The organism is Moorella thermoacetica (genome assembly GCF_001267405.1).
In the GTDB taxonomy this organism is placed as follows: Bacteria; Bacillota; DSM-521; order Neomoorellales; family Neomoorellaceae; genus Neomoorella; species Neomoorella thermoacetica.
This window is the reverse complement of the sequence record NZ_CP012369.1, coordinates 123,615-147,500: the sequence shown is the minus strand read 5'-3', so window position 1 is coordinate 147,500 and position 23,886 is coordinate 123,615. Positions and strand designations below refer to the sequence as shown.

General features: G+C 59.0%; 25 protein-coding genes and 1 riboswitch. Of the genes, 2 read left to right on the top strand and 23 right to left on the bottom strand.

Annotated elements, in window-relative coordinates; genetic code table 11:
• Window positions 1–294 precede the first annotated feature (294 nt).
• From lysS to folK, 14 genes are all read right to left on the bottom strand, one after another.
• The gene (lysS, locus tag MOTHE_RS00790; RefSeq protein WP_011391699.1) at window positions 295–1,764 is read right to left on the bottom strand and encodes a lysine--tRNA ligase; all 1,470 of its coding nucleotides are present in this window, start codon (window positions 1,762–1,764) and stop codon (window positions 295–297) included.
• A gap of 4 nt (window positions 1,765–1,768) precedes the next feature.
• Window positions 1,769–2,251 (bottom strand): transcription elongation factor GreA, encoded by a 483-nt coding sequence (gene greA, locus MOTHE_RS00785; protein WP_053094547.1) that lies wholly within the window; start codon window positions 2,249–2,251, stop codon window positions 1,769–1,771.
• Window positions 2,252–2,511: 260 nt separating this feature from the next.
• A complete protein-coding gene (locus MOTHE_RS00780; protein ID WP_011391697.1) occupies window positions 2,512–3,594 on the bottom strand; it encodes a polysaccharide biosynthesis protein in 1,083 nt (360 codons plus the stop codon).
• A gap of 125 nt (window positions 3,595–3,719) precedes the next feature.
• Complete coding sequence (locus MOTHE_RS00775; RefSeq protein WP_053094546.1) at window positions 3,720–4,622, bottom strand: DUF8754 domain-containing protein; 903 nt, start codon at window positions 4,620–4,622, stop codon at window positions 3,720–3,722.
• 150 nt (window positions 4,623–4,772) lie between these two features.
• Entirely contained in the window at window positions 4,773–5,300 is a 528-nt protein-coding gene (locus MOTHE_RS00770) for a transcriptional regulator (RefSeq protein ID WP_011391695.1), read from the bottom strand.
• Window positions 5,301–5,341: 41 nt separating this feature from the next.
• The gene (gene dusB, locus MOTHE_RS00765) at window positions 5,342–6,346 is read right to left on the bottom strand and encodes a tRNA dihydrouridine synthase DusB (RefSeq protein ID WP_011391694.1); all 1,005 of its coding nucleotides are present in this window, start codon (window positions 6,344–6,346) and stop codon (window positions 5,342–5,344) included.
• The gene (locus MOTHE_RS00760) at window positions 6,330–7,094 is read right to left on the bottom strand and encodes a type III pantothenate kinase (protein WP_011391693.1); all 765 of its coding nucleotides are present in this window, start codon (window positions 7,092–7,094) and stop codon (window positions 6,330–6,332) included. The genes dusB and MOTHE_RS00760 overlap by 17 nt, the downstream gene beginning before the upstream one ends.
• Before the next feature lie 374 nt (window positions 7,095–7,468).
• Window positions 7,469–7,831, bottom strand: coding sequence for a DUF1284 domain-containing protein (locus MOTHE_RS00755; RefSeq protein WP_011391692.1), 363 nt, complete (start codon window positions 7,829–7,831; stop codon window positions 7,469–7,471).
• Window positions 7,831–8,400 carry a biotin transporter BioY gene (locus tag MOTHE_RS00750; RefSeq protein WP_011391691.1) on the bottom strand — a complete coding sequence of 190 codons (570 nt, stop codon included), beginning with the start codon at window positions 8,398–8,400 and terminating at the stop codon, window positions 7,831–7,833. The genes MOTHE_RS00755 and MOTHE_RS00750 overlap by 1 nt, the downstream gene beginning before the upstream one ends.
• 180 nt (window positions 8,401–8,580) lie before the next feature.
• Window positions 8,581–9,705, bottom strand: coding sequence for a biotin--[acetyl-CoA-carboxylase] ligase (locus MOTHE_RS00745; protein WP_201776966.1), 1,125 nt, complete (start codon window positions 9,703–9,705; stop codon window positions 8,581–8,583).
• A gap of 21 nt (window positions 9,706–9,726) precedes the next feature.
• Window positions 9,727–10,113 (bottom strand): aspartate 1-decarboxylase, encoded by a 387-nt coding sequence (panD, locus tag MOTHE_RS00740; protein ID WP_011391689.1) that lies wholly within the window; start codon window positions 10,111–10,113, stop codon window positions 9,727–9,729.
• Window positions 10,113–10,964: a pantoate--beta-alanine ligase gene (panC, locus tag MOTHE_RS00735; protein WP_011391688.1), complete on the bottom strand. Its 852-nt coding sequence runs from the start codon at window positions 10,962–10,964 to the stop codon at window positions 10,113–10,115. Before panC ends, panD begins: the two co-directional genes overlap by 1 nt.
• 140 nt (window positions 10,965–11,104) lie before the next feature.
• Window positions 11,105–12,028 (bottom strand): Rossmann-like and DUF2520 domain-containing protein, encoded by a 924-nt coding sequence (locus MOTHE_RS00730; RefSeq protein WP_011391687.1) that lies wholly within the window; start codon window positions 12,026–12,028, stop codon window positions 11,105–11,107.
• Window positions 12,029–12,185: 157 nt separating this feature from the next.
• On the bottom strand, window positions 12,186–12,701 hold the full coding sequence (gene folK / locus MOTHE_RS00725; protein WP_011391686.1) for a 2-amino-4-hydroxy-6-hydroxymethyldihydropteridine diphosphokinase: 516 nt from the start codon (window positions 12,699–12,701) through the stop codon (window positions 12,186–12,188).
• A 198-nt stretch (window positions 12,702–12,899) separates the two neighbouring features.
• Window positions 12,900–13,003, top strand: a riboswitch (TPP riboswitch).
• Window positions 13,004–13,116: 113 nt separating this feature from the next.
• Between folK and cytX the strand changes: the two genes are divergently transcribed.
• The gene (gene cytX, locus MOTHE_RS00720) at window positions 13,117–14,412 is read left to right on the top strand and encodes a putative hydroxymethylpyrimidine transporter CytX (protein WP_053094545.1); all 1,296 of its coding nucleotides are present in this window, start codon (window positions 13,117–13,119) and stop codon (window positions 14,410–14,412) included.
• A gap of 144 nt (window positions 14,413–14,556) precedes the next feature.
• Entirely contained in the window at window positions 14,557–15,840 is a 1,284-nt protein-coding gene (hcp, locus tag MOTHE_RS00715) for a hydroxylamine reductase (RefSeq protein WP_053094544.1), read from the top strand.
• Window positions 15,841–15,881: 41 nt separating this feature from the next.
• Here the strand turns inward: hcp and MOTHE_RS00710 are convergent, their stop codons facing one another.
• From MOTHE_RS00710 to rpsF, 9 genes are all read right to left on the bottom strand, one after another.
• Window positions 15,882–16,970 carry a DUF763 domain-containing protein gene (locus tag MOTHE_RS00710; RefSeq protein ID WP_011391684.1) on the bottom strand — a complete coding sequence of 363 codons (1,089 nt, stop codon included), beginning with the start codon at window positions 16,968–16,970 and terminating at the stop codon, window positions 15,882–15,884.
• Between the two features lie 26 nt (window positions 16,971–16,996).
• The gene (locus tag MOTHE_RS00705; protein WP_011391683.1) at window positions 16,997–17,557 is read right to left on the bottom strand and encodes an O-acetyl-ADP-ribose deacetylase; all 561 of its coding nucleotides are present in this window, start codon (window positions 17,555–17,557) and stop codon (window positions 16,997–16,999) included.
• 151 nt (window positions 17,558–17,708) lie between these two features.
• Window positions 17,709–19,043 carry a replicative DNA helicase gene (gene dnaB / locus MOTHE_RS00700; protein ID WP_011391682.1) on the bottom strand — a complete coding sequence of 445 codons (1,335 nt, stop codon included), beginning with the start codon at window positions 19,041–19,043 and terminating at the stop codon, window positions 17,709–17,711.
• 6 nt (window positions 19,044–19,049) lie between these two features.
• The gene (lonC, locus tag MOTHE_RS00695) at window positions 19,050–20,939 is read right to left on the bottom strand and encodes a Lon family ATP-dependent protease (protein WP_373878635.1); all 1,890 of its coding nucleotides are present in this window, start codon (window positions 20,937–20,939) and stop codon (window positions 19,050–19,052) included.
• A gap of 82 nt (window positions 20,940–21,021) precedes the next feature.
• Window positions 21,022–21,474, bottom strand: coding sequence for a 50S ribosomal protein L9 (gene rplI / locus MOTHE_RS00690; protein WP_011391680.1), 453 nt, complete (start codon window positions 21,472–21,474; stop codon window positions 21,022–21,024).
• A gap of 5 nt (window positions 21,475–21,479) precedes the next feature.
• A complete protein-coding gene (locus tag MOTHE_RS00685) occupies window positions 21,480–22,466 on the bottom strand; it encodes a YybS family protein (protein WP_011391679.1) in 987 nt (328 codons plus the stop codon).
• A gap of 85 nt (window positions 22,467–22,551) precedes the next feature.
• A complete protein-coding gene (gene rpsR, locus MOTHE_RS00680; RefSeq protein ID WP_011391678.1) occupies window positions 22,552–22,779 on the bottom strand; it encodes a 30S ribosomal protein S18 in 228 nt (75 codons plus the stop codon).
• 235 nt (window positions 22,780–23,014) lie between these two features.
• Complete coding sequence (locus tag MOTHE_RS00675; protein ID WP_011391677.1) at window positions 23,015–23,479, bottom strand: single-stranded DNA-binding protein; 465 nt, start codon at window positions 23,477–23,479, stop codon at window positions 23,015–23,017.
• A gap of 23 nt (window positions 23,480–23,502) precedes the next feature.
• Window positions 23,503–23,799, bottom strand: a complete 297-nt coding sequence (gene rpsF / locus MOTHE_RS00670) for a 30S ribosomal protein S6 (RefSeq protein ID WP_011391676.1) — start codon at window positions 23,797–23,799, stop codon at window positions 23,503–23,505.
• Window positions 23,800–23,886: the final 87 nt, after the last annotated feature.

The window sequence follows — 23,886 nt, the reverse complement described above, 5'->3', positions numbered from 1 at the left end:
TTTATTTTATCACTTTCCGCGTCACCTTGTCAAGAGCTTTTTTTGCCTTCGCTCCTGACTTCCTCCCGGTCGCTCTCGCAACCGGCAAGTTTGTATTTTACTCTTCGCGAGGGTCCTTGTCAAGGGGTTTTTCTCCCCCAAATTCATTGGGCCCTCGTCGAAACGCAGGTGTTAATATAACACGAAAAAGGGTGGCGATCAAGGAAGGGCATTTCCTTTTAAGCGCCACCCATGGCTTTTTACACGCGTTAAGACCTGTCTTTCCCGCCCGTTTGAGCTTATAGGGCGTTTTGCTCATTCTTCCTTCGGCCGCATAGTGGGGAAGAGGATAACGTCCCTGATGGAGGGCGAATCCGTAAGAACCATGACCAGGCGGTCGATGCCGATGCCCATCCCCCCTGCAGGCGGCATGCCGTACTCCAGGGCCTGCAAGAAGTCTTCGTCCATCATGTGGGCCTCTTCGTCGCCGGCCGCCCTTTCAGCCATCTGGGCTTCAAAGCGCCGTCGCTGGTCGATGGGGTCATTGAGCTCGGAGAAAGCGTTGGCCAATTCCCTGCCGGCTATAAAGGCTTCAAAGCGGTAGGTAAAGTCCGGGTTTTCTTTTTTTCGCTTGGCCAGCGGGGATATGGCCACCGGGTAATCCAGGATGAAGGTCGGCTGAATAAGATGGGGTTCGACTGTGGCTTCAAAGACCTCGTTGATTATTTTCCCCCGCTCCATGCCCGGCTCTATCTCCAGGCCCAGGCTGATGGCTGCCCGCCGGGCGTCCTCGGCCGTGGGCAACTGATCAAAGTCCACGCCGTAGTATTTCTTAATAGCTTCCAGCATGGTTAACCGCGGCCAGGGAGGGGTGAGATCCAGCCTGTCCCCCTGGTAGGTAACAACAGTGGTACCCAGAGCCTCCCGGGCGACATAGGCTACCATTTCCTCCAGCAGATCCATCATGACATAATAATCGGCATAGGCCTGGTAGAGCTCCAGCATGGTAAACTCGGGGTTGTGTTTGGTGGAGATGCCTTCATTGCGGAAAATGCGGCCCATTTCGTAGACCTTTTCCAGGCCGCCCACCAGCAGCCGTTTTAAATGCAGTTCCAGGGCAATGCGCAGGTAGAGGTCAATATCCAGGGCGTTGTGATGGGTGATAAAGGGCCTGGCAGCGGCGCCGCCGGCAATGGGATGCATGGTCGGTGTCTCTACTTCCAAAAAGCCTCGGTTGTCCAGGAAGGACCGGATGGCGCGGATGATCCGGGCCCGGGTGATAAATACCTGTTTGACCTCCGGGTTGACAATCAGATCCAGGTAACGCTGCCGGTAGCGCAGGTCGACATCCTTCAAGCCATGCCATTTCTCCGGCAGGGGGCGTAAACTCTTGCACAGGAGTGTCAGTTGACGGACTTCTACTGATATTTCGCCGCGATGGGTACGAAAAACCTTGCCGCGGACGCCGACGATATCGCCGATATCGAGTTTTTGGAACAGTTCATAAATCCCGGGACCTACATTATCGAGGCGAATGTAAAGTTGCAAGCGGCCCTCCCGGTCCTGCAGATCAGCAAAGGAAGCCTTGCCGTGGCTCCTGATAGCCAGGAGGCGACCGGCCAGGGCTACCTCCTGACCTTCGAGTTCATCGAAGCGCTCCCGGATGGCGGTAGTGCTGTGGGTGACTTCGAAGGGGCCGCCGTAGGGTTCGATGCCGGCTTCCTGCAGCTGGTGCAGCTTTTCCAGCCTTACGGCCATTAAATCATTTTCAGCTTCCAACTTCATCCCCCTAGTGAACCTTGGCTATATTTAAAATCTGGTAACGCAGGTTGCCGGCCGGCACCTGGATAGTGACTGTTTCACCGGTATGATGCCCCAGGAGGGCCTTGCCCACGGGTGATTCATTGGAAATACGGTTTTCGGCCGGGTCGGCCTCCATGGATCCGACGATTTCGTACTGGATCTCTTCGCCTTCGTCCAGGTCCTTTAAGGTCACCCGGGAGCCCAGGGAAACTACGTCGTCAGATACCTCGCTGGCCACAATAACCTTGGCGTTACGCAGTTTCTTTTCCAGAGTAAGGATGCGGCCTTCGATGAAGGCCTGCTCGTTTTTGGCGTCCTCATATTCGGAGTTCTCACTGATGTCGCCAAACTCTATGGCCTGTTTTAAGCGTTCGGCCACTTCCTGGCGTTTGACGGTTTTAAGGTACTCCAGTTCTTCCTCCAGTTTTTTTAAGCCGTTGGCAGTCAACAAGGTTTCTTTTTCGGCCATCCTCTGCTCGCTCCCCTTAATACCACTGTGATAATTAGGTTGCCAGTGCTATCTCAATATATGTCTTTCCCCGCCTCTTTATGCGGGCAGCTAACAGGGCTAACTACCATAACAAGCACCGGGGCTTTCCGCCCCAGTGCTTGTTATACTTGCCCTCTCATGGTTATACTTTCCCTCTCTTTGTTTATGTGTATTATAGGTCTGCCCGGCAACCATGTCAAGACTTTTCATTTATCATTCACCGCCCTGATGGCGCGGGGTTAACGGGCCAGGGCGGCCCGCTGCCGTGCTCGCTCCCTGATGGCCGCCACCTGCTCCTCGGAAACAGGTAGTTCAAAGCTGCGGAAGCCGGCAACTTGAAAGCCGTGCTTGGCGGCCAGCCGGTTAATGGTGTCGATTTGTTCTACCGTCAACTCCCGGCCCAGGGTAAAGTTTTCAATCCTGCCCTCCAGGGCCAGGATCATGGTTTCGGCCATACAGGCGTAGGAGAGGCCCGGGGGATAGCCAAAGTTAAAATGGAAGTCGACATCCCCGGGGACCTGGACGACACCGCCGTCGATAACCAGGACGTCGTCGCGCACCTCGGCTACCCGCCGCGAGACATCCCGGGGCCGGGCGACGTCGCAAACTACGGCACCTGGTTTCAGGTCCTCGGGTTCAATCACGGTATCTACCGCCGAGGTGACGGTAATAATGACATCGGCCCGGCGCAGGGCTTCCCGGGAATGATTGGTTACCCGGGCCTTAAGACCGGTTTCTTCTTTAATCTGATGCGCCAGGCGGGCCAGTTTTTCTTCATTACGGGCAATCAGGGTCAGGTGCCGGCAGTTGCGGGCCAGAATCCGGGCACAGACGGCGCCAATGGAGCCCGTGGCCCCCATAATCGCTATCTCGGCCCGGGTCAGGTCGATGTCCATCATTGCAGCAGCCTTGGCGGTGGCTTCGAGGGCAGTGGCTACCGTGTAGCTGTTGCCGGTGGTGACGGCTATGTTCAGGTGGCGGGCAATGGTGATGCCGGCATCGCCCACTACGGAGGTCATGGCCCCCAGGCCCAGGATCTCGGCTCCCAGTTTTTCGGCCAAGCGACCGGTACGGATTAGCTTTTTGATGACCAGATCCTGGGGCAGAGAGAGCATCTGGCGGCTTGTCAGGGAGCAGGCCACAAACCACCCCTCGGTTTCAGCGTAGGCGGAGCGGACGCCGGTAATATGGGAAGCCTTGATGGGCGGCAGATAGCGTACCGCTTTCTCCAGCAGGGCCGGAGGCAGGTGGCGGGCAACAGGGAATTTACGGGTAACGTCGTGGATGTCCAGGGGGTGGATCATGAAGGCGAATTTATGCAAGGGCCATACCTCCTCCGAGAATAGGTCTACCAAAAATGGTTGTTGCTGGTTTGAGTTGCCCCAGCCTGTATTTTCATTGTTCGCGGATGGGGGCGCCAGCCCCCATGAGGGGCTGCAAGTTAAGATTAGGTCAGGTTGACTATCCGGGGTTTGAAGTTTAGTTGATCCAGGAGCCGGTTATAGTCGTCCGGGGTGACTGTATCCGGAGTCTTGCCGCTTAAGGTCAGGAGGACCCCTTCCATGACGTTGGTCCCGAAGGAGCGGCCGTTAAACTCCGGGGTGGTGGTTATGAGGGTTTTGATTCCCTGGCGGCGTAGTTCTTCGATGTCGGCGGCAGTGACGGTATTGGTAATGATAATCCGCCCCGGCAGTTCCGGCGGCAGGTGGCGGCGGATGAAGAGGAAATCCCCGGCGACGATCTCTGCGTCTTCATAGTAATGCTGGTATCGGTTATCGATCTTCTCCTGTTCTTTCCCCGTCGGATAGAGTATTTTAAAGGGCAGGAGGCGGACAATGGGCGCCAGCAGGTAGGCCACCCGCTGGAAGTTCGTCAGGGAGCGAATGGGTATGGGTATGCCCAGACCGAAAATCAGATCGCCGCAGATAAGGTCGGCACCGGCGGCATCCAGGGCTTCGGCCATGCCGAAGCGATCGACGGCGCTCACCATGAGGACCTTTTTGCCCCGGAAGTTTATGACCCCTTCCCGATCCAGGCAGGCGATTACCCGCCGTTCCAGGGTATCCTTTAAACCGCCGCCGTCGACCATCGGGGTTATCCGGGCAGCCCGGGCTACCCTGGCGGCATCGCGCAGGAGGTAGCGCCTGGAACCCACCCGGATGTAGAGGTCCATCCCCCCCAGGCCGAAGGCGTCCACCCGGCCGTCGAGCTCCCGGATCATGGTAATCATCCGCTCCATATCGCCGTCGGTGCCGATACGTTCGATCCGGAATTTTTCGCCCAGGAATTCGGTTTCTACCTGGTGGTCCCGTTTGGAGGATCCCAGGCTGATACTAACCACCCTTTTCATTTGTTTTCCTCCGAAAATAGACTTGTGTTTTCCACATCCCGTTCACCGCCGCCGAAGCTATCGGCTTTGCGTAAAGTTTACTTACGCCTCGAAGCAAGCCGCCCTTTAGCCTGTACTTTCCAGTCCCTTGCTTCAGCCCACATTTCTCCCTCAATCCCGCCCCAGCTGGTGTACCAGGCGGCGTAGTTCTTCAACGTCGACGGTGCGATCCCCCTGGATGGGGGAGGTGCCGATGCCGTACCCGACTACTTCCCGGCCCAGGAGGGCCTCGCTTACTTTGATACGGTAGTCGGAACCGATGATGATGACCACATCGTAATCCCGGAGCCGGGTGATAATCTCCATGAGGGAGTTAAACAGGTCCAGGCCGTTTTTCTGGCGTACGAAATCCCAGCGTTCGGCGTCGGTCAACAGCAGGATATATTCGACTCCTTCCTGCCGCAGTATGGCTTCTACCTCCGCCTTGTTGGCGATGGGAAAGCCGACCACCGCTATCCGCCTGCCGCGGCGGACCTCCCCCAGGGTCTCCAGCCGGGAGACGAAGGAACGATCCACACCGACCTGGCGGGCGGCCTCTTGCTGGGAAAAGCCCTGGCAGCGCAGGGTAAAAATGCGTTCCAGGGTGGCGTTAATTTTCCGCCGGCTGATGAGTTTATCGCCTATGCGTATGAGGTCCATCAAAATGCCGCCCCTTTGTGCACACATCTGTGCAAGGCAGATTATAGCAAAAAGTTATAGTCCTGGCAAGGGTAGTCACGCAGGTAGGCTTTGATAGCGGCGATAACTTCGGCAGCAGTGGTGAGGGTATTGATTTGCTGCCGCAAGCGGGCGGCCCCTGGCAAACCGCGGAAGTAACAAGCCAGGTGCTTGCGCATCTCTTTGACGGCGGTAGTCTCCCCTTTGAGTTCTACCAGGAGCTTTAAGTGCCGGCAGGCCATGGTCATCCTGGTCCTGACATCTACTGGCGGCGGTTCCGGTCGGCCTTCCAGGACGGCGCGGATGGCCGTCAACAGCCAGGGGTTACCGACTGCTCCCCGACCCACCATGACCCCGTCGCACCCTGTTTCCGCTAGCATGGTGACAGCGTCCCGGGCCGTTCTGACGTCGCCGTTGCCGATTACCGGCACATCCACGGCCTCCTTGACCCGGCGAAAATAGCTCCAGTCGGCGCGGCCGCTGTAAAACTGGCTCCTGGTGCGGCCATGGATGGCCACTGCCGCCGCGCCGGCATAAACCACCGCCCGGGCCGCCTCCACCACATTGATGGAATCCTCGTCCCAGCCCAGGCGCATTTTTACCGTTACCGGCACCGGGCCGGCGGCCCGGACCATGGCGGCAACAATGGCCGCCGCCCGGGGCAGGTCCCGCATCAGGGCCGAACCCTCGCCATTTTTGACGATCTTGGGGGTGGGGCAGCCCATATTCAGGTCAATGATAGCAGCACCGGCGGCTACGGCGATGCGGGTCGCTGCGGCCATGATCTCCGGTTCCCGGCCGAAGAGCTGGACCGCCACCGGACCCGGTTCCCCCTTCAGGTCTAGGAGGGCATGGGTGTTTTTGTTGTTATAAATAAGTCCCTGGGCGCTGATCATTTCTGTATAAGTCAGGGCCGCCCCAGCCTCCCGGGCCAGGAGGCGGAAAACGCGGTCCGTATAACCGGCCATGGGAGCCATAATCAGGGGGGCGGCCAGGGTGACCGGGCCGATTTTAAGTGTTGCGCTCATAAACTATCCGTAATCCCTCCAGGGTCAGCATGGGATCCACCCTGTCGATACAATTCACTTCCGGGCCGATAAGGCCGGCAAGCCCTCCGGTAGCCACCACTATGGCCTTACCGCCCATTTCGGCCTGCATGCGGGTAATAATCCCCTCCACCTGGCCGATAAAACCGTACATAATGCCGGCCTGCATGCAGGCCACGGTGTTTTTGCCGATGAGCCGGGGCGGGCGGACCAGCTCGACCCGGGGGAGTTTTGCAGCCCGGGCGAAGAGGGCGTCGGTGGCAATGCCAATGCCCGGGGCAATAGCTCCTCCCAGGTACTCGCCCTTTTCCGAGATGGCATCAAAGGTGGTGGCCGTGCCGAAATCAACTACAATGGCCGGGCCGCCGTAGAGTTCGTAGACGGCCACACCATTGACTATCCGGTCGGCCCCCACTTCCCGGGGGTTCTCAAAGCGGATGGGCATGCCGGTCTTCACCCCCGGGCCGATGACCAGGGGCTGGTGACCGAGCTGTTTGGTAATCATTTCCGTTAAAACCTGGGTCAGGGTGGGGACCACAGAAGCCAGGACCACTCCCTGGATCTCCTTCAGATCGAGGCCCTGGTAATGGGCAAGCTGGCGCAGGATCAGGCCGTATTCGTCGGCTGTCTTCTGGCGGTCGCTGGCCACCCGCCAGTGGCACTTCAGTTCGTGCCCGGCAAATATACCCAGGACGATATTAGTATTGCCTACATCTATGGCCAGTAACATGGCTGCATCTTCCTCCCGTCTGTTAACCTACCCTAAAAATAACTTCTCCCCAGGATGACATTGTTTTGCGGCTCCGCTGATCTTCCCTCGGTTTTGCCCAGGCTGCTCTACCGCTCGGCCCAAGATGCTCGCTACAAGCAAATGCCAGCCCGTTATTTTCAACCTTCTGGTGGTACCGCGCCAGCAGCATGGGTGTCTTGTTCAATTATTCCACAACACTGGCATTTATCCTCTTTGCCGGGAAAAAACAAGCCCCCTCCGGGGGGATGCAGGGCCTGGTGTTCTCCGGGTAGTATCGGTGCCCGGAGCAAAAAAATAGACCCCCGCAGGGGTCACTTGCCGTGGCGACGTCCTCGTTAATTGTGCGGGAGCGTTTACCAGCGACAGTAGCCGCCGTCCAGCCAGCGGCACCCGGTGCAGATATAGGTGGCAGCCCGGGAATCAATTTTCCGGTGGACCAGGTCCTGTGCCGCTGCCACCTCCAGGCGGGCGCCCGGGGCGAGACCCAGGCAGGCCAGGACCCTGGCGTCCCTGGCAGCGGCCTGGCGGCAATTGGAGGTGTCCCGGTTGGGGCAGGCCCGGCACCAGGCGTCGTGGCTCCGGGTAATGGTCAGGATGAGTCCCGGGCGGTGCCGCCACAATGCTATTACCCGGCTCACCCGCCGGACAAAGGCTTCACTGTAGCCATAGCCCCGGAACTGGAGGGCGCAAAGGAGGTGATGGGCCCGGATTCGCATCAGGATTCCCTCCGGGCTTCCCGGGAAACCAGGAAACCGGCCTGGCGCAGGGCCCGGCGCACTTGACGGCCGGCTAACGCCGCCACCACCAGCTTGGCGAGATCCAGGGGGATGAAGGGGATTACCCCCAGGAAAAGGCCCTTGACCAGGTTGACATGGAGGATGGCCGTTAGCTGGAGGGTGCCCAGGAGGTAGACCACCACCAGGCAGAGCAACATCCCGGCAATCAGGCGGGGATAGCCCGGTTCCCCTTTACCTGTTTCCAGGATCATACCCATGATGTACACGCCAATGGGGTAACCCCAGAGGTAGCCCCCGGAAGGACTGGCAAAGACCGCCAGGCCGGCGCCGCCACGGGCGAAGACCGGTAAACCTATAAGTCCCAGGAGTAAATAGACCAGCATGGCCAGGGCACCTTTGTTTTTGCCCAGGATGGCCCCTGTCAGTAGCACCCCCAGGACCTGCCCGGTAATGGGGACGGGGGTAAAGGGCAGGGGAATGGAGACCTGGGCCAAAACGGCCACCAGGGCGGCGAAAAGGGCTACCAGGGCGATATCTCTGGTTCGCATGCAGACACTTCCTTTCGTTCTGGTTAACTTGGGAACGGCCGGAGCAGTTCCCGGAGGGGCCGGTGGCGTCCTCTCTATTTTCCCCCCCGGCCAGGCCTATCGAAGGTTTTTGTTAACTGTTTATTGTATTGCTGGTTAACATTAGGGGTAATAATTATGTTGTCCGGCCCCGTTTTAAATCTACACCGGTCGCAGGCTTACTTCGCCGGAATTGAAACGCCGGATCCGGCCGCCAGCATCGCGGACGAGGAGGCTGCCTTCGTCGTCAATATCCAGGGCCACACCCTGGAATACCTCCCGCCAGGAATTTACCCGCACTTCCTGTCCCAGGGTTATGCTGGCCTCTTTCCAGGCCTCCCGGACCGGCGCGAAGCCTTCGTCCTGCCAGCGTTCATACCATTTTTCCAGGCAGGATAATATCCTCTGGAATAAAGGCAGCCGCTCTACCGGCCGTCCCAGTTCCAGGTAAAGGGAGGTGGCCTGCGGGCTGACCTCGGGGCTGAAGTCCCCGGCTTCCAGGTTGGCGTTGAGGCCGATCCCCAGGACAATATACTCGACGGCATCGATCTCCGCCTTAATCTCCGTGAGGATGCCGCAGACCTTGCGCCCGCCGGCCAGGAGATCGTTGGGCCACTTGATGCCCAGGGGCAGCCCCGTTCGCTCCCGGACGACGGCTACGACCGCCACAGCAGCCAGGAGGGTGAGCTGGGGCGCCTGGGCCGGCGCCACCCGGGGCCGTAAGATTACTGAAAACCAGATGCCTTTGCGGGCTGGCGATATCCAGCTACGTCCCCGCCGGCCCCGGCCGCCAGTCTGGCATTCGGCAACGATGACCGTGCCCTCCGGCGCGCCGTCGTCGGCTAGTTCCTTGGCCACCTGGTTGGTGGAGCCTACCTCGTCATAGTAATAAAGGGTACGCCCCAGCCAGGCGGTCTCCAGGCCGGCGGTCACCTCCTCCGGGTAAAAACAGTCGGGGGTGGCCAGCAGGCAGTAACCGCGTCGGGTCTGGGCGTCGATACGGTAGCCCTCCTGGCGCAGGGACTGAATATGTTTCCAAACGGCCGTCCGGGATATAGCCAGGTCACGGCTGAGGTCCTCCCCGGAGATATACTCTCCCCGGTGGCGGCGCAGGAACTCCAGCACCTGTTGTTTACTGCCCTCTATAGCCATGCTTATATTGTAATCTTCCTTTTCCTGGTTGTCAACTATTTCTTGCTCAAGCGGGTTAACATATTTTCCGGGAAAAGTACCCGGAAATATCCAGGTGGTAATTTCTGACTGGCGTTTGTTGCAACGTGGGAGCATCCTGCCGCTGGATGAAGCGACTTATACCCAGACCTGGCCCGGTTGCTCTCCTTTTTTGACGGCGGTTATTTTATTCCGGGCATCCAGAAAAATAACCCGGGGCTGGTAGGTCCTGGCCTCCCGGTCGTCAAAGATGCCATAGGCAATAATAATTATAATGTCGCCGGGTTGCACCAGCCGGGCAGCGGCACCGTTGGCGCAGATTACCCCGCTGCCGGCCGGGCCGGGGATAGCGTAGGTCTCCAGGCGGGCGCCGTTATTGTTATCGACTACCTGGACTTTCTCATTGGGTAAAATATCGGCGGCGGCCATCAAGTCGCTGTCAATGGTTATACTGCCGATGTAGTTCAGGTCCGCAGCGGTCACCGTCGCCCGGTGGAGTTTGCTTTTCATCATGATGCGCCACATCAATCATTCACCTCCAGGACTACATTATCAATCAGGCGAGTGTTGCCGACCCACACAGCCAGGGCCAGTAAAACCCGGCCGGCAATTTTCTCCAGGGGCTTTAGGGTGTCGGCATCGCTGATAGCGACATAATCAATCCTGGTCTCAGGCCAGGCGGTGATCTCTTTTTCCATCGCCCTGCGTACGACCGCTGCCTCGCGCTCACCGGCTTTGATGAGATCAGATCCCAGGTGTAGGGCCCGGTGGAGGGAAAGGGCGCTCCGGCGCTGCTCCGGGGTCAGGTATTTATTGCGCGAACTCAGAGCCAGGCCGTCGGCTTCGCGGACGGTGGGGATAGTTATAATTTCTATGGGAAAGTTTAAATCCCGGACCATTCTTTTTATTACCAGGGCCTGCTGGTAGTCTTTCTGGCCGAAATAGGCCCGGTCGGGCTGGACGATGTTAAAGAGCTTGCTGACGACAGTGGTCACGCCCCGGAAGTGACCGGGCCTGGAGGCGCCGCAGAGGACCTCCGTCAGGCCTTCAACCTGGACATAGGTGGCATACCCGGCGGGGTACATCTCCTCCACAGCCGGGGCGAAGACGGCGTCCACCCCTGCGCCTGCGGCCAGTTCCCGGTCCCGCTCCAGGTCCCGGGGATACCTGGCGAAATCTTCGTTGGGGCCAAACTGGGTCGGGTTGACAAAGATGCTCATGATAACAACGTCGTTTTGCTGCCGGGCCGCCCTGGCCAGGCTCAGGTGCCCCTCATGGAGGTAACCCATGGTGGGCACCAGGCCAATGCTCAGGCCCCGCTGCCTGGCCGCGGCAACATAATTGCGCACCGCTGCTATTGTTTGTAGTAACTCCATTACGGCTATCTCCTTTGAAAATAAGATTCTACCAAAAAATGGTTATTGCAAAACGCCGTTCTTCTGGAATTGGTTATCCTGAAAATAATGTTCTCTGCCATTTTCATCCTTCTGCTGGTGCCGCGTAGCAGCATGGACGTCTAGCTTCGTTTTTTATTAGGGCTCCGGCCGGGGACCCTGACCGGGGACTTGCCCCGGGAGTTTGCCAGGAGCTGTCCCAGGAGGGCTGCCCTGCGGGCGTTCAGGCTTCCCTTCCGGCCGGCCACGCCGATGGTATAACGACCCACGGCGCGGTAGATTTCTTCCAGTTCCGGAGCCCGGGCTGCCATAGCCTGCAGGTGACTGGCTATGGTGGCTACATCGCCCCGGGTGATAGGCCCGGTAAGGGCCCGGGGAACGCCTTTTTCTTTAATATTGCCCCAGGTGCCCTCAATTAGTGGCGCCAGGGCCCTGGCAACCATATCCGGCGCCATGCCGGCGGCTTGCATCAACCGGTAGCTTAAATCTACTATGCTGACCAGGTAATTGGAGGCCACGCAGGCAGCGGCATGGTAAAGGGGCTTGGCCTCCGGGCTGATGATAAAATACTCGCCCTCCAGGTCGTTAACCAGGCGCTCACCCAGGGGCAGGGCCTCCCGGTCGCCCTCCAGGCTGAAGACGGAACCAGGCAGGTTGGCTACGGCCATATCGGCGTCGGCACAGGACTGGAGGGGATGGAGGGCCAGAGCCAGGGCGCCGGCCTGCCGGGCCGGGTCCAGGACGGCCGAGGTCAGGGAACCGCTCATGTGGATTACCGTCTGCCCGGGGCAAAAGCCGCCCCGGCCGGCGATGGCTGTGGCCACCGGGCCGATGGCCCGATCTGTGGTGGTAATGAAAACTATCTCGGATCGCCGGGCCACGGTTTCCGGGTCGGCAAAGGCAGGGCAGTTTAACCTGGCTGCCGCCCGTTCAGCTGAAGCCATGGTCCGGCTGGACACGCCGGCGATGGTGTAACCACGCCGGCTCAACAGCAGGCCCATTCCCGTACCGACGGCTCCGGCCCCGATGATACCGACGCGCATCATCACCCCTCCTAGCTAAACAAAAAAGCTCCCGACAGGCTGCCGGAAGCTATTATTCCCTTGCACCCGTCTCGGTCCCTGGAGATCCAAGCGGCCTGGATGTAATTAAATTTAAAGTAGCCTCCGGTGCGCTCCACAGGTGGTAGCGCCCGCCTTTATTTTAGCACCTGGTACCCTTATACGGCAATACTTCCTGGCCGGGGAAGCCCTCCCGGGCGGCATCCGCCGCCCGCCGGCCGTCTGGCAGGAGAAGGTCGGGAGCTATTTCCGCCAGGGGTATCAAGACAAAGGCCCGTTCCAGCATTCGGGGATGGGGTATCTCCAGGTCCGGTTCGGTCACCTTGATATCATCATAGAGCAGGATATCAATATCGATGGTCCGCGGTCCCCAGCGTTCCCGCCGCACCCGTCCCAGGCGTTGTTCCACCGCCATGACGGCCCGCAGCAGTTCCCGAGCTGGCATGGTGGTCTTGATCCGGGCAACACCGTTTAAAAACCATCCCTGGTCAATCTTACCCACTGGAGCTGTTTCATACCAGGATGAGAGCCGTTCAACCTCGATGCCAACAATGGCATCGAGGAGAGCAACGGCCTGCTTTAGATTTTCTTCCCGGTTTCCCAGGTTGGAACCCAGACCCAGGTATGCCAGCTCACAGTTGCCTTCGTCGAGGGGCATTTTATCATCTCCGCTCTACAGGTTGCCGCGGCCCTCTGCCAGTAGCATATCCCCATTATGTTGCGACCCTGCATGGTCTAAAGGGTCCGTAATAAAAGGAAATATGTATAATTTTTTTCGACATTGAACCGGCATATCCTGCTAACGGCGGCCTTGACTCGGGAGAATTACAGGTGTTAAAATAGTTATAAAATTTAGGAGCGACCGTGGGGGAGCTTTAATTTAAGCTGAGATGGGGTAAGCCCCAAACCCCGGAACCTGATGTGGGTAATGCCACCGTAGGGAACGGTCGCTGGCACCACCCCCATCCCGGAGGTGACCCGTCCAGCAGCCGGCTCTACGCCGGTAATTTTTTTGCCTGTAGAAAGACGAGGCGTGCAGCCCCTGCTACCAATTTTTTTAAGGAGTGATCATCGTGAATAACATCACCCCCATCCCCCCAGGTGAAAGGACCATGAGCGGCCTGGACTTTTTCTTGCTATGGGCCGGGGCCGGCATCTCCCTGGCCGAGGTAATGGCCGGCGGTTTCCTGGCCCCCCTGGGATTCGGCGCAGGTGTCCTGGCCATCCTGGTGGGGCACCTGATCGGCAATAGTCTTTTTGCCGCCGGGGGCCTTATTGGCAGCAACTATGGTATACCAGCCATGGTCTCCACCCGTCCGGCCTTTGGAATCCGCGGCTCTTACCTGGGAGCGTTACTCAACATCCTCCAGCTTATCGGCTGGACGGCCATCATGCTCATCGTCGCCGCCCGGGCCGCCGACAGTCTGGGCCAGCATTACCTGGGTTCTTCCCACCTGCAGCTCTGGACCATCGTCATCGGCCTGGCCACCACTGCCTGGGCCTGGGCCGGCCGCCATTCCTGGCCCAAGCTGCAAAAACTGGTAACCAGCCTGCTGATCCTCCTGTGCCTGTACATGACTTATGTCGTCTTCCAGGGGCAGGGTTTAAGACGGCTCCTGGCGACAACCGGCGACGGCACCCTGGGTTTCGGCCTGGCTACGGATCTGGTAATTGCCATGCCCCTCTCCTGGCTGCCCCTTGCCGCCGATTACAGCCGTTTTGCCCGGGATAACGGCAGCAGCTTTGCCGGTAGCTGGCTGGGATACTTCCTGGCCAGCAGCTGGATGTACATCCTGGGCCTGGGGGCCACCCTGTTAACCGGCAGCGCCGACCCCATACCCATGATGCTGGGGTTGGGTCTGGGGCTCCCGGCCCTCTATATCATCTTCTTTTCTACTGTAACGACGACCTTTATGGATGTCTACTCGGCGGCCATTTCCAGCCTGGACCTCTTCAGCGGCTGGGATGAAAGACATACGACCATCGCCGCCGGCCTCGCCGGAACCCTGATAGCCCTCCTCTTCCCCATGGAGGCTTATGAAAACTTCCTGCTCCTCATCGGCGGCGCCTTCTGCCCCCTCTTCGGCATCGTCCTCACCGACTACTTTATCTACCGCCGCTGCCGCCTGGAGACCGGGGATCTCTTTGGTCCTGGCGCCTACTGGTATACCGGGGGCATCAACCTGATGGCCGTTATTACCTGGGTCCTGGGCTTCGGGCTTTACCTGTGGCTCACCAGGAGCGGGTTCCCCCTGGGCGCGTCTGTCCCCAGCCTGGTGGTCACCGGCGGCCTTTATTATTTCACCATGCTCTTTTACCGGCAACCGGCCTGGCAAGGGGGAGTAAACAGGTCGCACCAGGGGAAATAAATATTGAAAATATGGCCTCGGCCGTGGAAACCGCCCTTTGACAAAAATCTCCGTTTGTTGTGACCCAGGTCACAGTTTGCCCCCCTGTTTCCGTGTATGATGGGAGCCGTAAAAGAAATCCTTTGACCAAGGGGGAGAGGAAAGATGTTTTGTTACCAGTGCGAGCAGACCGCCGGTGGTAGCGGTTGCACCAGGGTAGGTGTCTGCGGCAAGAACGAGGATATCGCCAGCCTGCAGGACACCATCATCATCGGCCTGAAGGGTATTGCTGCCTACGCCTACCACGCCGGCGAACTCGGTGCCCGGGACCCTGAGGTAGACGCCTTTATGCACGAGGCTTTGTTTACCACCCTGACCAACGTTGATTTTGATCTTAATCGTCATATTGAAACGGCTTTAAAGGTAGGGGCCATGAATCTCAGGGTTATGGAGCTGCTGGACAGGGCCCATGTGGAGCGTTTCGGCGCCCCGGAACCGACGAAGGTCTCCACCGGTACCAAGGCCGGCCCCGGCATCCTGGTCACCGGCCACGACCTGCTGGATCTCTATGAACTCCTGCGGCAGACCGAGGGTACCGGCATCAACGTCTATACCCACGGCGAGATGCTCCCGGCCCACGCCTACCCGGAACTGAAGAAGTTCCCCCACCTGGTGGGCAACTACGGCTCCGCCTGGCAGAACCAGAAGAAGGAATTTGAGGACTTCCCCGGCGCTATCCTGGGAACCACCAACTGCGTGTTAATTCCTAAGGAATCTTACCGGGAACGCATGTTCACCTGCGGCATCGCCGGCCTGCCGGGGGTAACCCATATTAAAAATCGCGACTTTACCCCGGTAATTGAAAAGGCGAAATCCCTGCCGCCCCTGGAAGAGAAAGCCGGCGGCGAGCTAACCACCGGTTTCCATCACCAGGCCGTCTTAAAATTGGCCGGACAGATCATTGATGCCGTGAAGGCCGGCAAGATCCGCCACTTCTTCCTGGTAGGCGGCTGCGACGGCGCCAAGCCGGGCCGCAACTACTACACCGAATTTGTGGAGAAGGTGCCAAAGGACTGCGTCGTCCTGACTCTGGGCTGCGGCAAGTACCGCTTCAACCACCTCGACCTGGGCGACATCGACGGCATCCCGCGGCTCCTGGATATGGGCCAGTGCAATAACGCCTACTCGGCCCTTCAGGTGGCCCTGGCCCTGGCCGACGCCTTTAAATGCAGCGTCAACGAGCTGCCCCTGAGCCTGGTCCTGTCCTGGTTCGAGCAGAAAGCTGTGGCCATCCTGTTGACCCTCCTCCACCTAGGCGTCCGCAACATCCGCATCGGCCCGAGCCTGCCGGCCTTCCTGATGCCTGGCGTCCTGAAGGTCCTGCAGGAAAAATATAACCTGAAGCCCATCACTACGCCGGAACAGGACCTTAAGGAAATCCTGGGCTAAGTTAAAAAAACGCCACGCAGTTCATGCTGCGTGGCGTTTTTTTAACTTCCATTAGCCAATCTGCTCAGCCTTTTTAAAGCCTGTATTTTATCGGTCCGACCGATTTTAGCGGCCGCCAGGGCCTGTTCCAGGACGTTAATGGTGCGGTCGTATACCTGGCGGTCGACGGGGTAGGGATGGCCGTCCTTGCCGCCGTGGCTAAAACTGTAGCGAACGGGGTCCCGGAAGCTGGCCGGCGCGCCATAGGCCACTTCGGCCACCATGGCCAGGGCGCGGATGGTCTTGGGACCCACTCCTTCGATCCCCAGGACACCGGCGAAGTCCCGGGGCTGGACGTCGTAAACCTTTAACAGGGCTTTATTCAGGTAACCCGCCCGGGGCACGTCGTGGCGCCAGGGCAGGGCCAGGTTGGGGAGGTCCTTTTCCAGGATGCGGCTAAACTCGGCTACCACCTTCGCCGGTTGCTGGCGTACCAGTTCGGTTACCACCTGGCGGGAAGCCTCGCTTTCCCTGGCTACCATGTTCAGGGCCGTTTCCCTGGCGTCACAGCAGACGGCGGCGTGGGGCTCGCAGGCGAAGTCCTGCATCCCTTCCCCCAGCCAGTGGTAGCGCCGGGCCAGGCGGCTGGTTTCATTCATCCCCTGCTGGACGACGGCCCACTGGCCGTCAAAGGTGAAGATAAAGACGTGGTGGTAGAGCTGGTAGCCGTCCTGGAGGGCGGTGTTATCGACCTTGGCCGCCATGCGGCTGGCATAAACCAGATCTTCAGGCTCGAGGGAAGTCAGGGCCAATCTGTCGACCGCCGTTTCGATCTCATGGGGCGTCTGGCGGGAGGTACGGCCCTTGCCGCCGGCTATGACCAAGCCCAGATCCTTTTCCCGGCCGCGCAAACCTTCTTTGAGGGCGCCGCAAAGGGTGGTGGTCAGGCCCGAGGAGTGCCAGTCAAAACCCAGGACACAGCCGAAGGCCTGGAACCAGTGGGGATCGCTTAAGCGTCTTAAAACCTCCTGGGGGCCGTATTCCTGCACAATTACCTCCAGGATGGCCGGCCCCAGGCGCTGCATGCGCTCGAAGAGCCAGGGCGGGCAATGGCCGCCGTGGAGGGGCAGGCTGGCGGTACCGGTACGCATATAAAATCATCCTCAAAGGCCTTATTTTATTGCGGGCCGGCGTCTAATACCCCGGCCAGGGTCTTTTCATAGACTGCCAGAACAGGCTGGGAAAAGAGGACAAAACGTACTTCGCTAAAGATACCTGGATTGGCGGTCAAAAAATCCTTAACTGTGGTCAAGGCTATCCCGGCCGCCCGTTCCAGGGGGAAGCGATAGGCGCCGGTGCTGATGGACGGGAAGGCCAGGGATTTGATACCCTTCTCCCGGGCAAGCTGGAGGCTGCTGCGGTAGGCGCTGGCCAGGAGCTCATCTTCTCCCTCCCGGCCACCGCGCCAGATGGGACCTACGGTATGGATGACGTAGCGCGCTTTGAGGAATCCTCCGGAGGTGATGACTGCCTGGCCGACGGGGCAGCCACCCTGTTCCTCCCGGATACGGCGGCACTCTTCAGCAATGGCCGGTCCCCCGGCACGGTGGATGGCGCCGTCGACGCCGCTGCCACCCCAGAGGCCGGTATTGGCGGCATTGACTACGGCCTCGACCTCCTGATCGACAATATCCCCCTGCAGGAGTTGCAGCAAAGTACCGGCAATAATTGCTTCCATCGGAGTACCCCCTCGCTAAAAGCCAAGCCACGGGCTCGAGCCTATCTTTAACTTCCCCTGCCGGGAAATTCCCGCCCGTAAGGGCGGGGATGAAAGGCAGGGAGATAATCTTGGCATATAAGGTTGACTGTCCTATTCATGGTCCTGGCCTTTACCCGGCCGGTTCGGGGGCCAGGTCGACAAACTTGGTATACTCGGGTAGAAAGGCCATTTCCACCGTTCCCACGGGACCGTTGCGGTGCTTGGCCACGATGACTTCGGCGATGCCCTTTTTATCGGTGTCGGGATCGTAGTATTGGGGCCGGTAAAGGAAGATAATGACATCGGCGTCGGCCTCGATGGCGCCGCTTTCCAGGAGGTCGGCCATGACCGGGCGTTTATCCTGGCGCTGCTCGACACCCCGGTTCAACTGGGAGAGGACCATGACCGGGACGTTCAATTCCCGGGCCAGGGCCTTCATGGCCCGGGAGATGAGGGCGATCTCCTGCTGGCGACTGTCCACCCGGCGATGGGCCTGCATCAGCTGCAGGTAGTCGACTACCACCAGGCCCAGACCGGTCTCCGACTGCAGTCGTCGCGCCTTGGCCCGAACCTCCAGGGCGGAAATGGCCGGCGTATCGTCAATATAAATGGGCGCTTCACCCAGAATGCCGGCGGCGTTGACAAGCCGGGCCCAGTCGTCTTCCGTCAAATAGCCAGTCCGCAGGCGTTGCTGTTCGACCATGGCTTCGGCGGCCAGCATCCGCTGTACCAGCTGCTCCCGGGACATCTCCAGGCTGAAAATGGCTACCGGTAGTTTTTCCTTGACAGCCACCTGCTGGGCAATGTTCAGGCAAAAGGAGGTCTTGCCCATCCCCGGCCGGGCGGCGCAGATAATCAGGTCGGAGGGCTGGAGACCGGAAAGGAGACGGTCCAGATCGTGAAAGGTTGGCACTCCGGTGACCTCGCCCTTGTGGGTGCTCAGGCGCTCCAGCTGTTCGAAGGTCTGGAGAAGGACGTTTTTAATGGGAACGAAACCGCTCCGGTGCCGCCCCCCGGCTACTTCAAAGATCAGACGTTCGGCCTCGTCGAGAATCTGGTCGACGCTGCCGCTCTCGCTGAAGGCCATCTCGGTGATCTGGGAAGCTGCCTGGACGAGGGAGCGCAGGGCAGCCTTCTCAGCCACCAGGCGGGCATAATATCCGGCATTGGCGACGCTGGGGACATCCCCGGTCAGGGAAGTGAGGTAGGCGACACCGCCGGCTGCCTCCAGTTCACCCCGGCGACGGAGTTCTTCCGTCACCGTCAGCAGGTCGACGGCCTCGCCCCGCTCATTCAGGTCCAGGATGGCCCGATAGATCATGCGGTGGGCTTCCCGGTAAAAATCGTCTACCTTCAGGGTTTCCAGGACAGCGTAGAGGGCTTCCCGGTCCAGCATGATAGCCCCCAGAACCGATTGCTCGGCCTCTATACTCTGGGGCGGTACCCTCTCTATTTCTGCGGCCATAACCCTTTAGGCTCCCGTCCGGTTACGCCGGCGGCCCCGGCCCTCACCAGGACCCATTAGCAGATAATCCAGGGCCTCCTCCACGGTGGCTACCGGCTGGATGGCGATCCCCTGCAGGCTGTCCGGTACCTCCGCCGCATTTTCCGCCGGGAGTATAACGAGTTTCATTCCCGCCTGTTTGGCGCCATATATCTTCTCCATGACGCCCCCCACCGGCTTAACCTTGCCCCTGATAGATATCTCGCCGGTAACGGCTACATCCTGGCGTACGGGCCGCTCCTGGATGGCGCTGATGATGGCGGCGATAATGGCCAGGCCGGCCGAGGGGCCGTCAATATTGCCCCCGCCGACGACATTAACGTGGACATCGTAATTGGCCAGGTCGTCCCCAGTCAGGAGGCGATAGACGACAGCGGCATTAAAAACGGAATCCCGGGCCATGCTGCCCGCGGTCTCGTTGAAACGGATACTGCCCTTGCCCGCTTCCCGGGCCGGAAAGGCCATGGCCTCGACCTCCAGCACCGAGCCGACAAAGCCGGCTACGGCCAAGCCCAGCACCCGGCCCACCTCCGGCGTGTCCTTGGCCCGCACGGTGACGTAAGGGGTCAGGCGGGCATTCTGGATGACCTGCATGACGTTGGCCACGGTGATCAGCCGCCGGCGGCGACCCTTTTTCCGCTGTTGCTGGTAAAGGCTCAAGCCGTAGGCTTCGGCCAGGATGTTAATGGCCTTGCGGCCTTCAATGGTGTACTCGGCGATTAGACCCGGTACGGCCGGTTCCAGTTTTACCCCCAGCCGTCCCGCCCCTTCCCGGACAATGGTCTCTACGTCGGCCGGGGTCAGGGGCTCAAAGAATACCTCGGCGCAACGGGAACGCAAGGCCGGGTTTATCTCCTCCGGTTCCCGGGTGGTGGCACCGATGAGGATAAAGTCCGCCGGTGCTCCCTCGGTAAAGAGCTTCTTGATATACTGGGGTACGCTCTCGTCGTTGGGGTCGTAATAGGAGGAATCAAACTCTACCCGCTTATCCTCCAACACCTTGAGGAGCTTGTTGAGAAGAAGGGGGTCCATCTCGCCGATCTCATCGATAAATAATACCCCGCCATGGGCTTCAGTTACCAGGCCAAGCTTGGGTTCGGGAACGCCGTTCTCCGCCAGATCCCGTCTCGCCCCCTGGTAGATGGGATCGTGAACCGAACCCAGGAGGGGATTGGTTACCTCCCGGGGATCCCAGCGCAGGGTGGTCCCATCAACCTCAACGAAGGGTGCGCTGGCTTTAAAGGGTGAGCTGCTGATTTTCCTGGCCTCTTCCAGGGCCAGTCGGGCGGCTGTGGTTTTCCCCACCCCGGGGGGACCGTAGATAATCATATGCTGGGGGTAGGGGGAGGCCAGCTTGGCCAGGATGGACTGGACGGCCTGCTCCTGGCCGACAATTTCCTCCAGCCGCCGGGGGCGCAGGGCCTCCATGATTGTCCGCGAGAGGCTGGTATGGGACAGCTTTTCCAGAATAGCCAGTTTTTTAAGGGTCTGGGCGTTTTCCGGACCGCTACCTTCCTTTAAAACCTGGCGCCGGATCTCCTGGACATACTCCTCGTGGCGCTCCTGCATTTTTTCCGCGATGCGCTGTTCCAGTTTATCCTCTACCGTCCGCCGGGCAATAAACTCGGCTATTTCCTCCTGGATGGCCACCAGGATGGCCGGGATATCGCTTTCGGACGGGACATCGGTGATGGTTGGGTCCTCGTAGACCAGCTTCTGCAGGGCAAGGACTCGCTCTGGCAGAGCTTCCGAGCGCATCAGGTCCAGGGCCTCCAGCTTGCTGGCCTTTAAAACCACCTTGTCGGTCCCATAGATATCGCAGAGAACGTTAAAAAGGGCTCCCACCTGGCGACTCATTAAATTGAAATCATTGGCCAGAATGGGAAGCAAATCCACGTCATTAATGTTGATTGCTGCTCCGGCATTTTTATTCATATCTTTAACTCCCCTCCGCCACCACCTGGACCCGCAGGTGCGCCTGGACAGTTGGATGGAGCTTCAAGGTGACTTCATAACTCCCCAGGGCTTTAATGGGTTCTTTGAGATCTATTTTACGCCGGTCAAGGGAGATCTGAAAAGTGTTTTTAATTGCCTCGGCTATTTCTTTATTGGTAACCGAACCAAAAAGCTTGCCCGTCTCTCCAGCCCGCGTGGTAATCTTTACTACAGCGCCGTCCAGGCGGGCAGCCTGGCGCCGGGCGTTCTCCAATTCCTGGTTTTCCTTCTTCTCCCGGCGTTTCTTTTCCAGATCTAATTCTTTAAGGCGCCCGGCAGTGGCTTCCACGGCCAGACCCCGGGGGAGGAGGTAATTACGGGCGTAACCCTCGGAAACCTCCACCAGGGTACCCCGGTTGCCAAGTTTCGCGACGTCGGCGGTCAAAATAACCTTCATGGGTCTCACTCTCCTTTATCTGCCGGCGGCCTGAGGTGCCGTCGGAAACCGAAAAAGGGTTCAAATAGCCCCAGGGTTACCAGGGAGACCAGGGCCACGGGAAAGTACATCAAGGCGACAAGGACCAGGACCGCCTTGAAAAAGGGGGCCAGGCGCAGGTGATAGAAGATAAAGGTTACTGCCGCCAGGCCATTACCTGCCAGCAAGGGCAGATAAACATAAAGAATGTTTACCCCCACCCTGCTGGCCAGGGCCAGGTGATAGTAATCGCCCAGTTGCCACAGGGCCAGGCCTGCAATGACCCCCCATACGGCGTACCAGGGCAACTGCCAGTAGCGAAAGGGAGGAAGCCCCGCTGCTTTCAGGCCCAGACGCTGCAGGACTTTTTCAGCTACCAGGTAGTTGGCAAAGGCCGCCAGCAGGGAGGCCGTCATGAGAATACCCGGTAATAAGAGCTTTAACAGGTTGATCATGCCCTGGAGGCTGGCCTGAATCTGATCCGGGGTCAACCCCTGGCCGGCCAGGTGATCCAGGATCCCCGCCCGGCGGTAGAATTCCATGGCATAATTGACCGTACCCTCGAACTCCTGGATCAGGCCTCCCACCGGCAGGCCCGTCAGTTTGAAGGTCAGGGCCAGGGTCAGAAGCAGGGATAAAAGGGCAACCAGGGCTCCGATGACGATCGTGCGCCCGGCCCCGGCCTTGATTTTAAACAGGTAGCCGTAGACCAGCCCCAGGGCGGCAAACTGGACGAAGAGGAGGGTGGCGTTCAGGGGCCCGGTAAAGAGGGCGATTACCACCCCGGCAATAAAGGTGGCCATTACCCCCAGGCGCAGGTTCTGGCGGACAATGAGGACGACAATGGGCACTGTCCAGATGATATTGGTCAATAGCTGTAGCGGCGGGATAAAGTAGCCGGTCAAGACCAGAACAACCGTCAGGGCGGCCATTAAAGCCCCCTCCGCCAGAGCCGTTACCCTGCCTTCTGCCATAAATCTCCCACCCATCGTACCTCCGTTTCAGCTCAAGAATAGTGAAAAGAGGGAGTTATTATCCTCCCTCCTTAAATCCTTTTAATTATTCGGCCGTATACGGCAACAGGGCCAGGGCCCGGGCACGTTTAATGGCCCTCGTCAGCTGACGCTGGTGGTGGGCACAGTTGCCGGAGATACGGCGGGGTAAAATCTTACCCCTTTCGCTGATATACCGGCGGAGGCGGTTGACATCTTTGTAATCGACCTGTTCTATTTTATCGACACAGAAGCTGCACACCCGCTTCCGGGAACGTTTCTTATCACGTCGCAAACCTTTTGCACTCCTTTTTCACCTTTTCACCGGCGGCGGTAACCGGACCGCCCCGGAAGGCTTCTCCGAAAATAGGGTTCTCCCAAATCAGGCCTTTATTGGTTGGCTTTCCTTGCCTCGAACCAATTCGCCCTCCGTCTGTACCCTCCAGCCCCTTGCTTTAGCCTGGATTTCCTTGTTTATGGCGGAGGCGCCTAGGCGCCAGCCTCCATGAGGGGCTCTTCCGAAAATGCTCCTAAAAGGGGAGATCGTCTTCTCCTATTTCCACCTCGGTGCCAAGATCACTGAAATCCTGGTTGAAACCGCTCCCGGCCGTCTCCATACCGCCACCTGTCCCCGGACCAGCAACCGGACCACTGCCAGCCGGTCCCCGGCCTTCTTTGGGCCAGTCCAGGAAACGGACATCCTCGGCTACCACGTCCGTTACAGAACGTTTCTGGCCGTCGGGGGTTTCGTAGGTACGCGTCTGCAGGCGGCCGTCGACGGCCACCAGGCGACCCTTGCCCAGGTGGTTGGCGCAGGTTTCGGCCAGCTTGCGCCAGACGGTAATCCGGATGAAGTCAGTACCCCGTTCCCCCTGCTGGTTGACAAAATTACGGTCTACCGCCAGGGTAAAGGTAGTCATGGCTACACCGCTGGCTGTATAACGCAGCTCGGGGTCACGGGTGAGGCGGCCGATTAGAATTACCCGGTTTAACATCCTTCTCCCACCGCCTTTGTTCTTTAGCTGGCCTCTTCTTCCAGGCGTGTAATGAGGTAACGAATAACGTCGTCGCTAATTTTTAGCACCCGTTCTAATTCTTGGGCGACGGCCGGTGTGCCTTTGAACTCGACCAGGACGTAATAACCTTCCCGGTACTTGCGCACTTCATAGGCCATCCGCTTTTTACCCCATTGGTCGACCCTGGTAACCTGGCCACCCTGGTCGGTGATCAGCTGGGTAAATTTCTCTACCACTGCTGTGGTGGCTTCGGCTTCCAGGTCGGGCCTAATTACAAAGACGACTTCGTAATTACGCATCGCTGGAGCACCTCCTCCCTCTGGACTTATGGCCCCACTTCGTAGTGGAGCAGGGAAGCTTTTCCGGTTGATTATATCATACTTGAT

Coding starts and splice junctions, on each gene's coding strand:
- lysS (WP_011391699.1), bottom strand. CDS start 1,764: ATGAAGTTGGAAGCTGAAAATGATTTAATGGCCGTAAGGCTGGAAAAG.
- greA (WP_053094547.1), bottom strand. CDS start 2,251: ATGGCCGAAAAAGAAACCTTGTTGACTGCCAACGGCTTAAAAAAACTG.
- MOTHE_RS00775 (WP_053094546.1), bottom strand. CDS start 4,622: ATGAAAAGGGTGGTTAGTATCAGCCTGGGATCCTCCAAACGGGACCAC.
- MOTHE_RS00770 (WP_011391695.1), bottom strand. CDS start 5,300: ATGGACCTCATACGCATAGGCGATAAACTCATCAGCCGGCGGAAAATT.
- dusB (WP_011391694.1), bottom strand. CDS start 6,346: ATGAGCGCAACACTTAAAATCGGCCCGGTCACCCTGGCCGCCCCCCTG.
- MOTHE_RS00760 (WP_011391693.1), bottom strand. CDS start 7,094: ATGTTACTGGCCATAGATGTAGGCAATACTAATATCGTCCTGGGTATA.
- MOTHE_RS00755 (WP_011391692.1), bottom strand. CDS start 7,831: ATGCGAATCCGGGCCCATCACCTCCTTTGCGCCCTCCAGTTCCGGGGC.
- MOTHE_RS00750 (WP_011391691.1), bottom strand. CDS start 8,400: ATGCGAACCAGAGATATCGCCCTGGTAGCCCTTTTCGCCGCCCTGGTG.
- MOTHE_RS00745 (WP_201776966.1), bottom strand. CDS start 9,705: ATGCTCCCACGTTGCAACAAACGCCAGTCAGAAATTACCACCTGGATA.
- panD (WP_011391689.1), bottom strand. CDS start 10,113: ATGTGGCGCATCATGATGAAAAGCAAACTCCACCGGGCGACGGTGACC.
- panC (WP_011391688.1), bottom strand. CDS start 10,964: ATGGAGTTACTACAAACAATAGCAGCGGTGCGCAATTATGTTGCCGCG.
- MOTHE_RS00730 (WP_011391687.1), bottom strand. CDS start 12,028: ATGATGCGCGTCGGTATCATCGGGGCCGGAGCCGTCGGTACGGGAATG.
- folK (WP_011391686.1), bottom strand. CDS start 12,701: ATGCCCCTCGACGAAGGCAACTGTGAGCTGGCATACCTGGGTCTGGGT.
- hcp (WP_053094544.1), top strand. CDS start 14,557: ATGTTTTGTTACCAGTGCGAGCAGACCGCCGGTGGTAGCGGTTGCACC.
- MOTHE_RS00710 (WP_011391684.1), bottom strand. CDS start 16,970: ATGCGTACCGGTACCGCCAGCCTGCCCCTCCACGGCGGCCATTGCCCG.
- MOTHE_RS00705 (WP_011391683.1), bottom strand. CDS start 17,557: ATGGAAGCAATTATTGCCGGTACTTTGCTGCAACTCCTGCAGGGGGAT.
- dnaB (WP_011391682.1), bottom strand. CDS start 19,043: ATGGCCGCAGAAATAGAGAGGGTACCGCCCCAGAGTATAGAGGCCGAG.
- lonC (WP_373878635.1), bottom strand. CDS start 20,939: ATGAGTCGCCAGGTGGGAGCCCTTTTTAACGTTCTCTGCGATATCTAT.
- rplI (WP_011391680.1), bottom strand. CDS start 21,474: ATGAAGGTTATTTTGACCGCCGACGTCGCGAAACTTGGCAACCGGGGT.
- MOTHE_RS00685 (WP_011391679.1), bottom strand. CDS start 22,466: ATGGCAGAAGGCAGGGTAACGGCTCTGGCGGAGGGGGCTTTAATGGCC.
- MOTHE_RS00675 (WP_011391677.1), bottom strand. CDS start 23,479: ATGTTAAACCGGGTAATTCTAATCGGCCGCCTCACCCGTGACCCCGAG.
- rpsF (WP_011391676.1), bottom strand. CDS start 23,799: ATGCGTAATTACGAAGTCGTCTTTGTAATTAGGCCCGACCTGGAAGCC.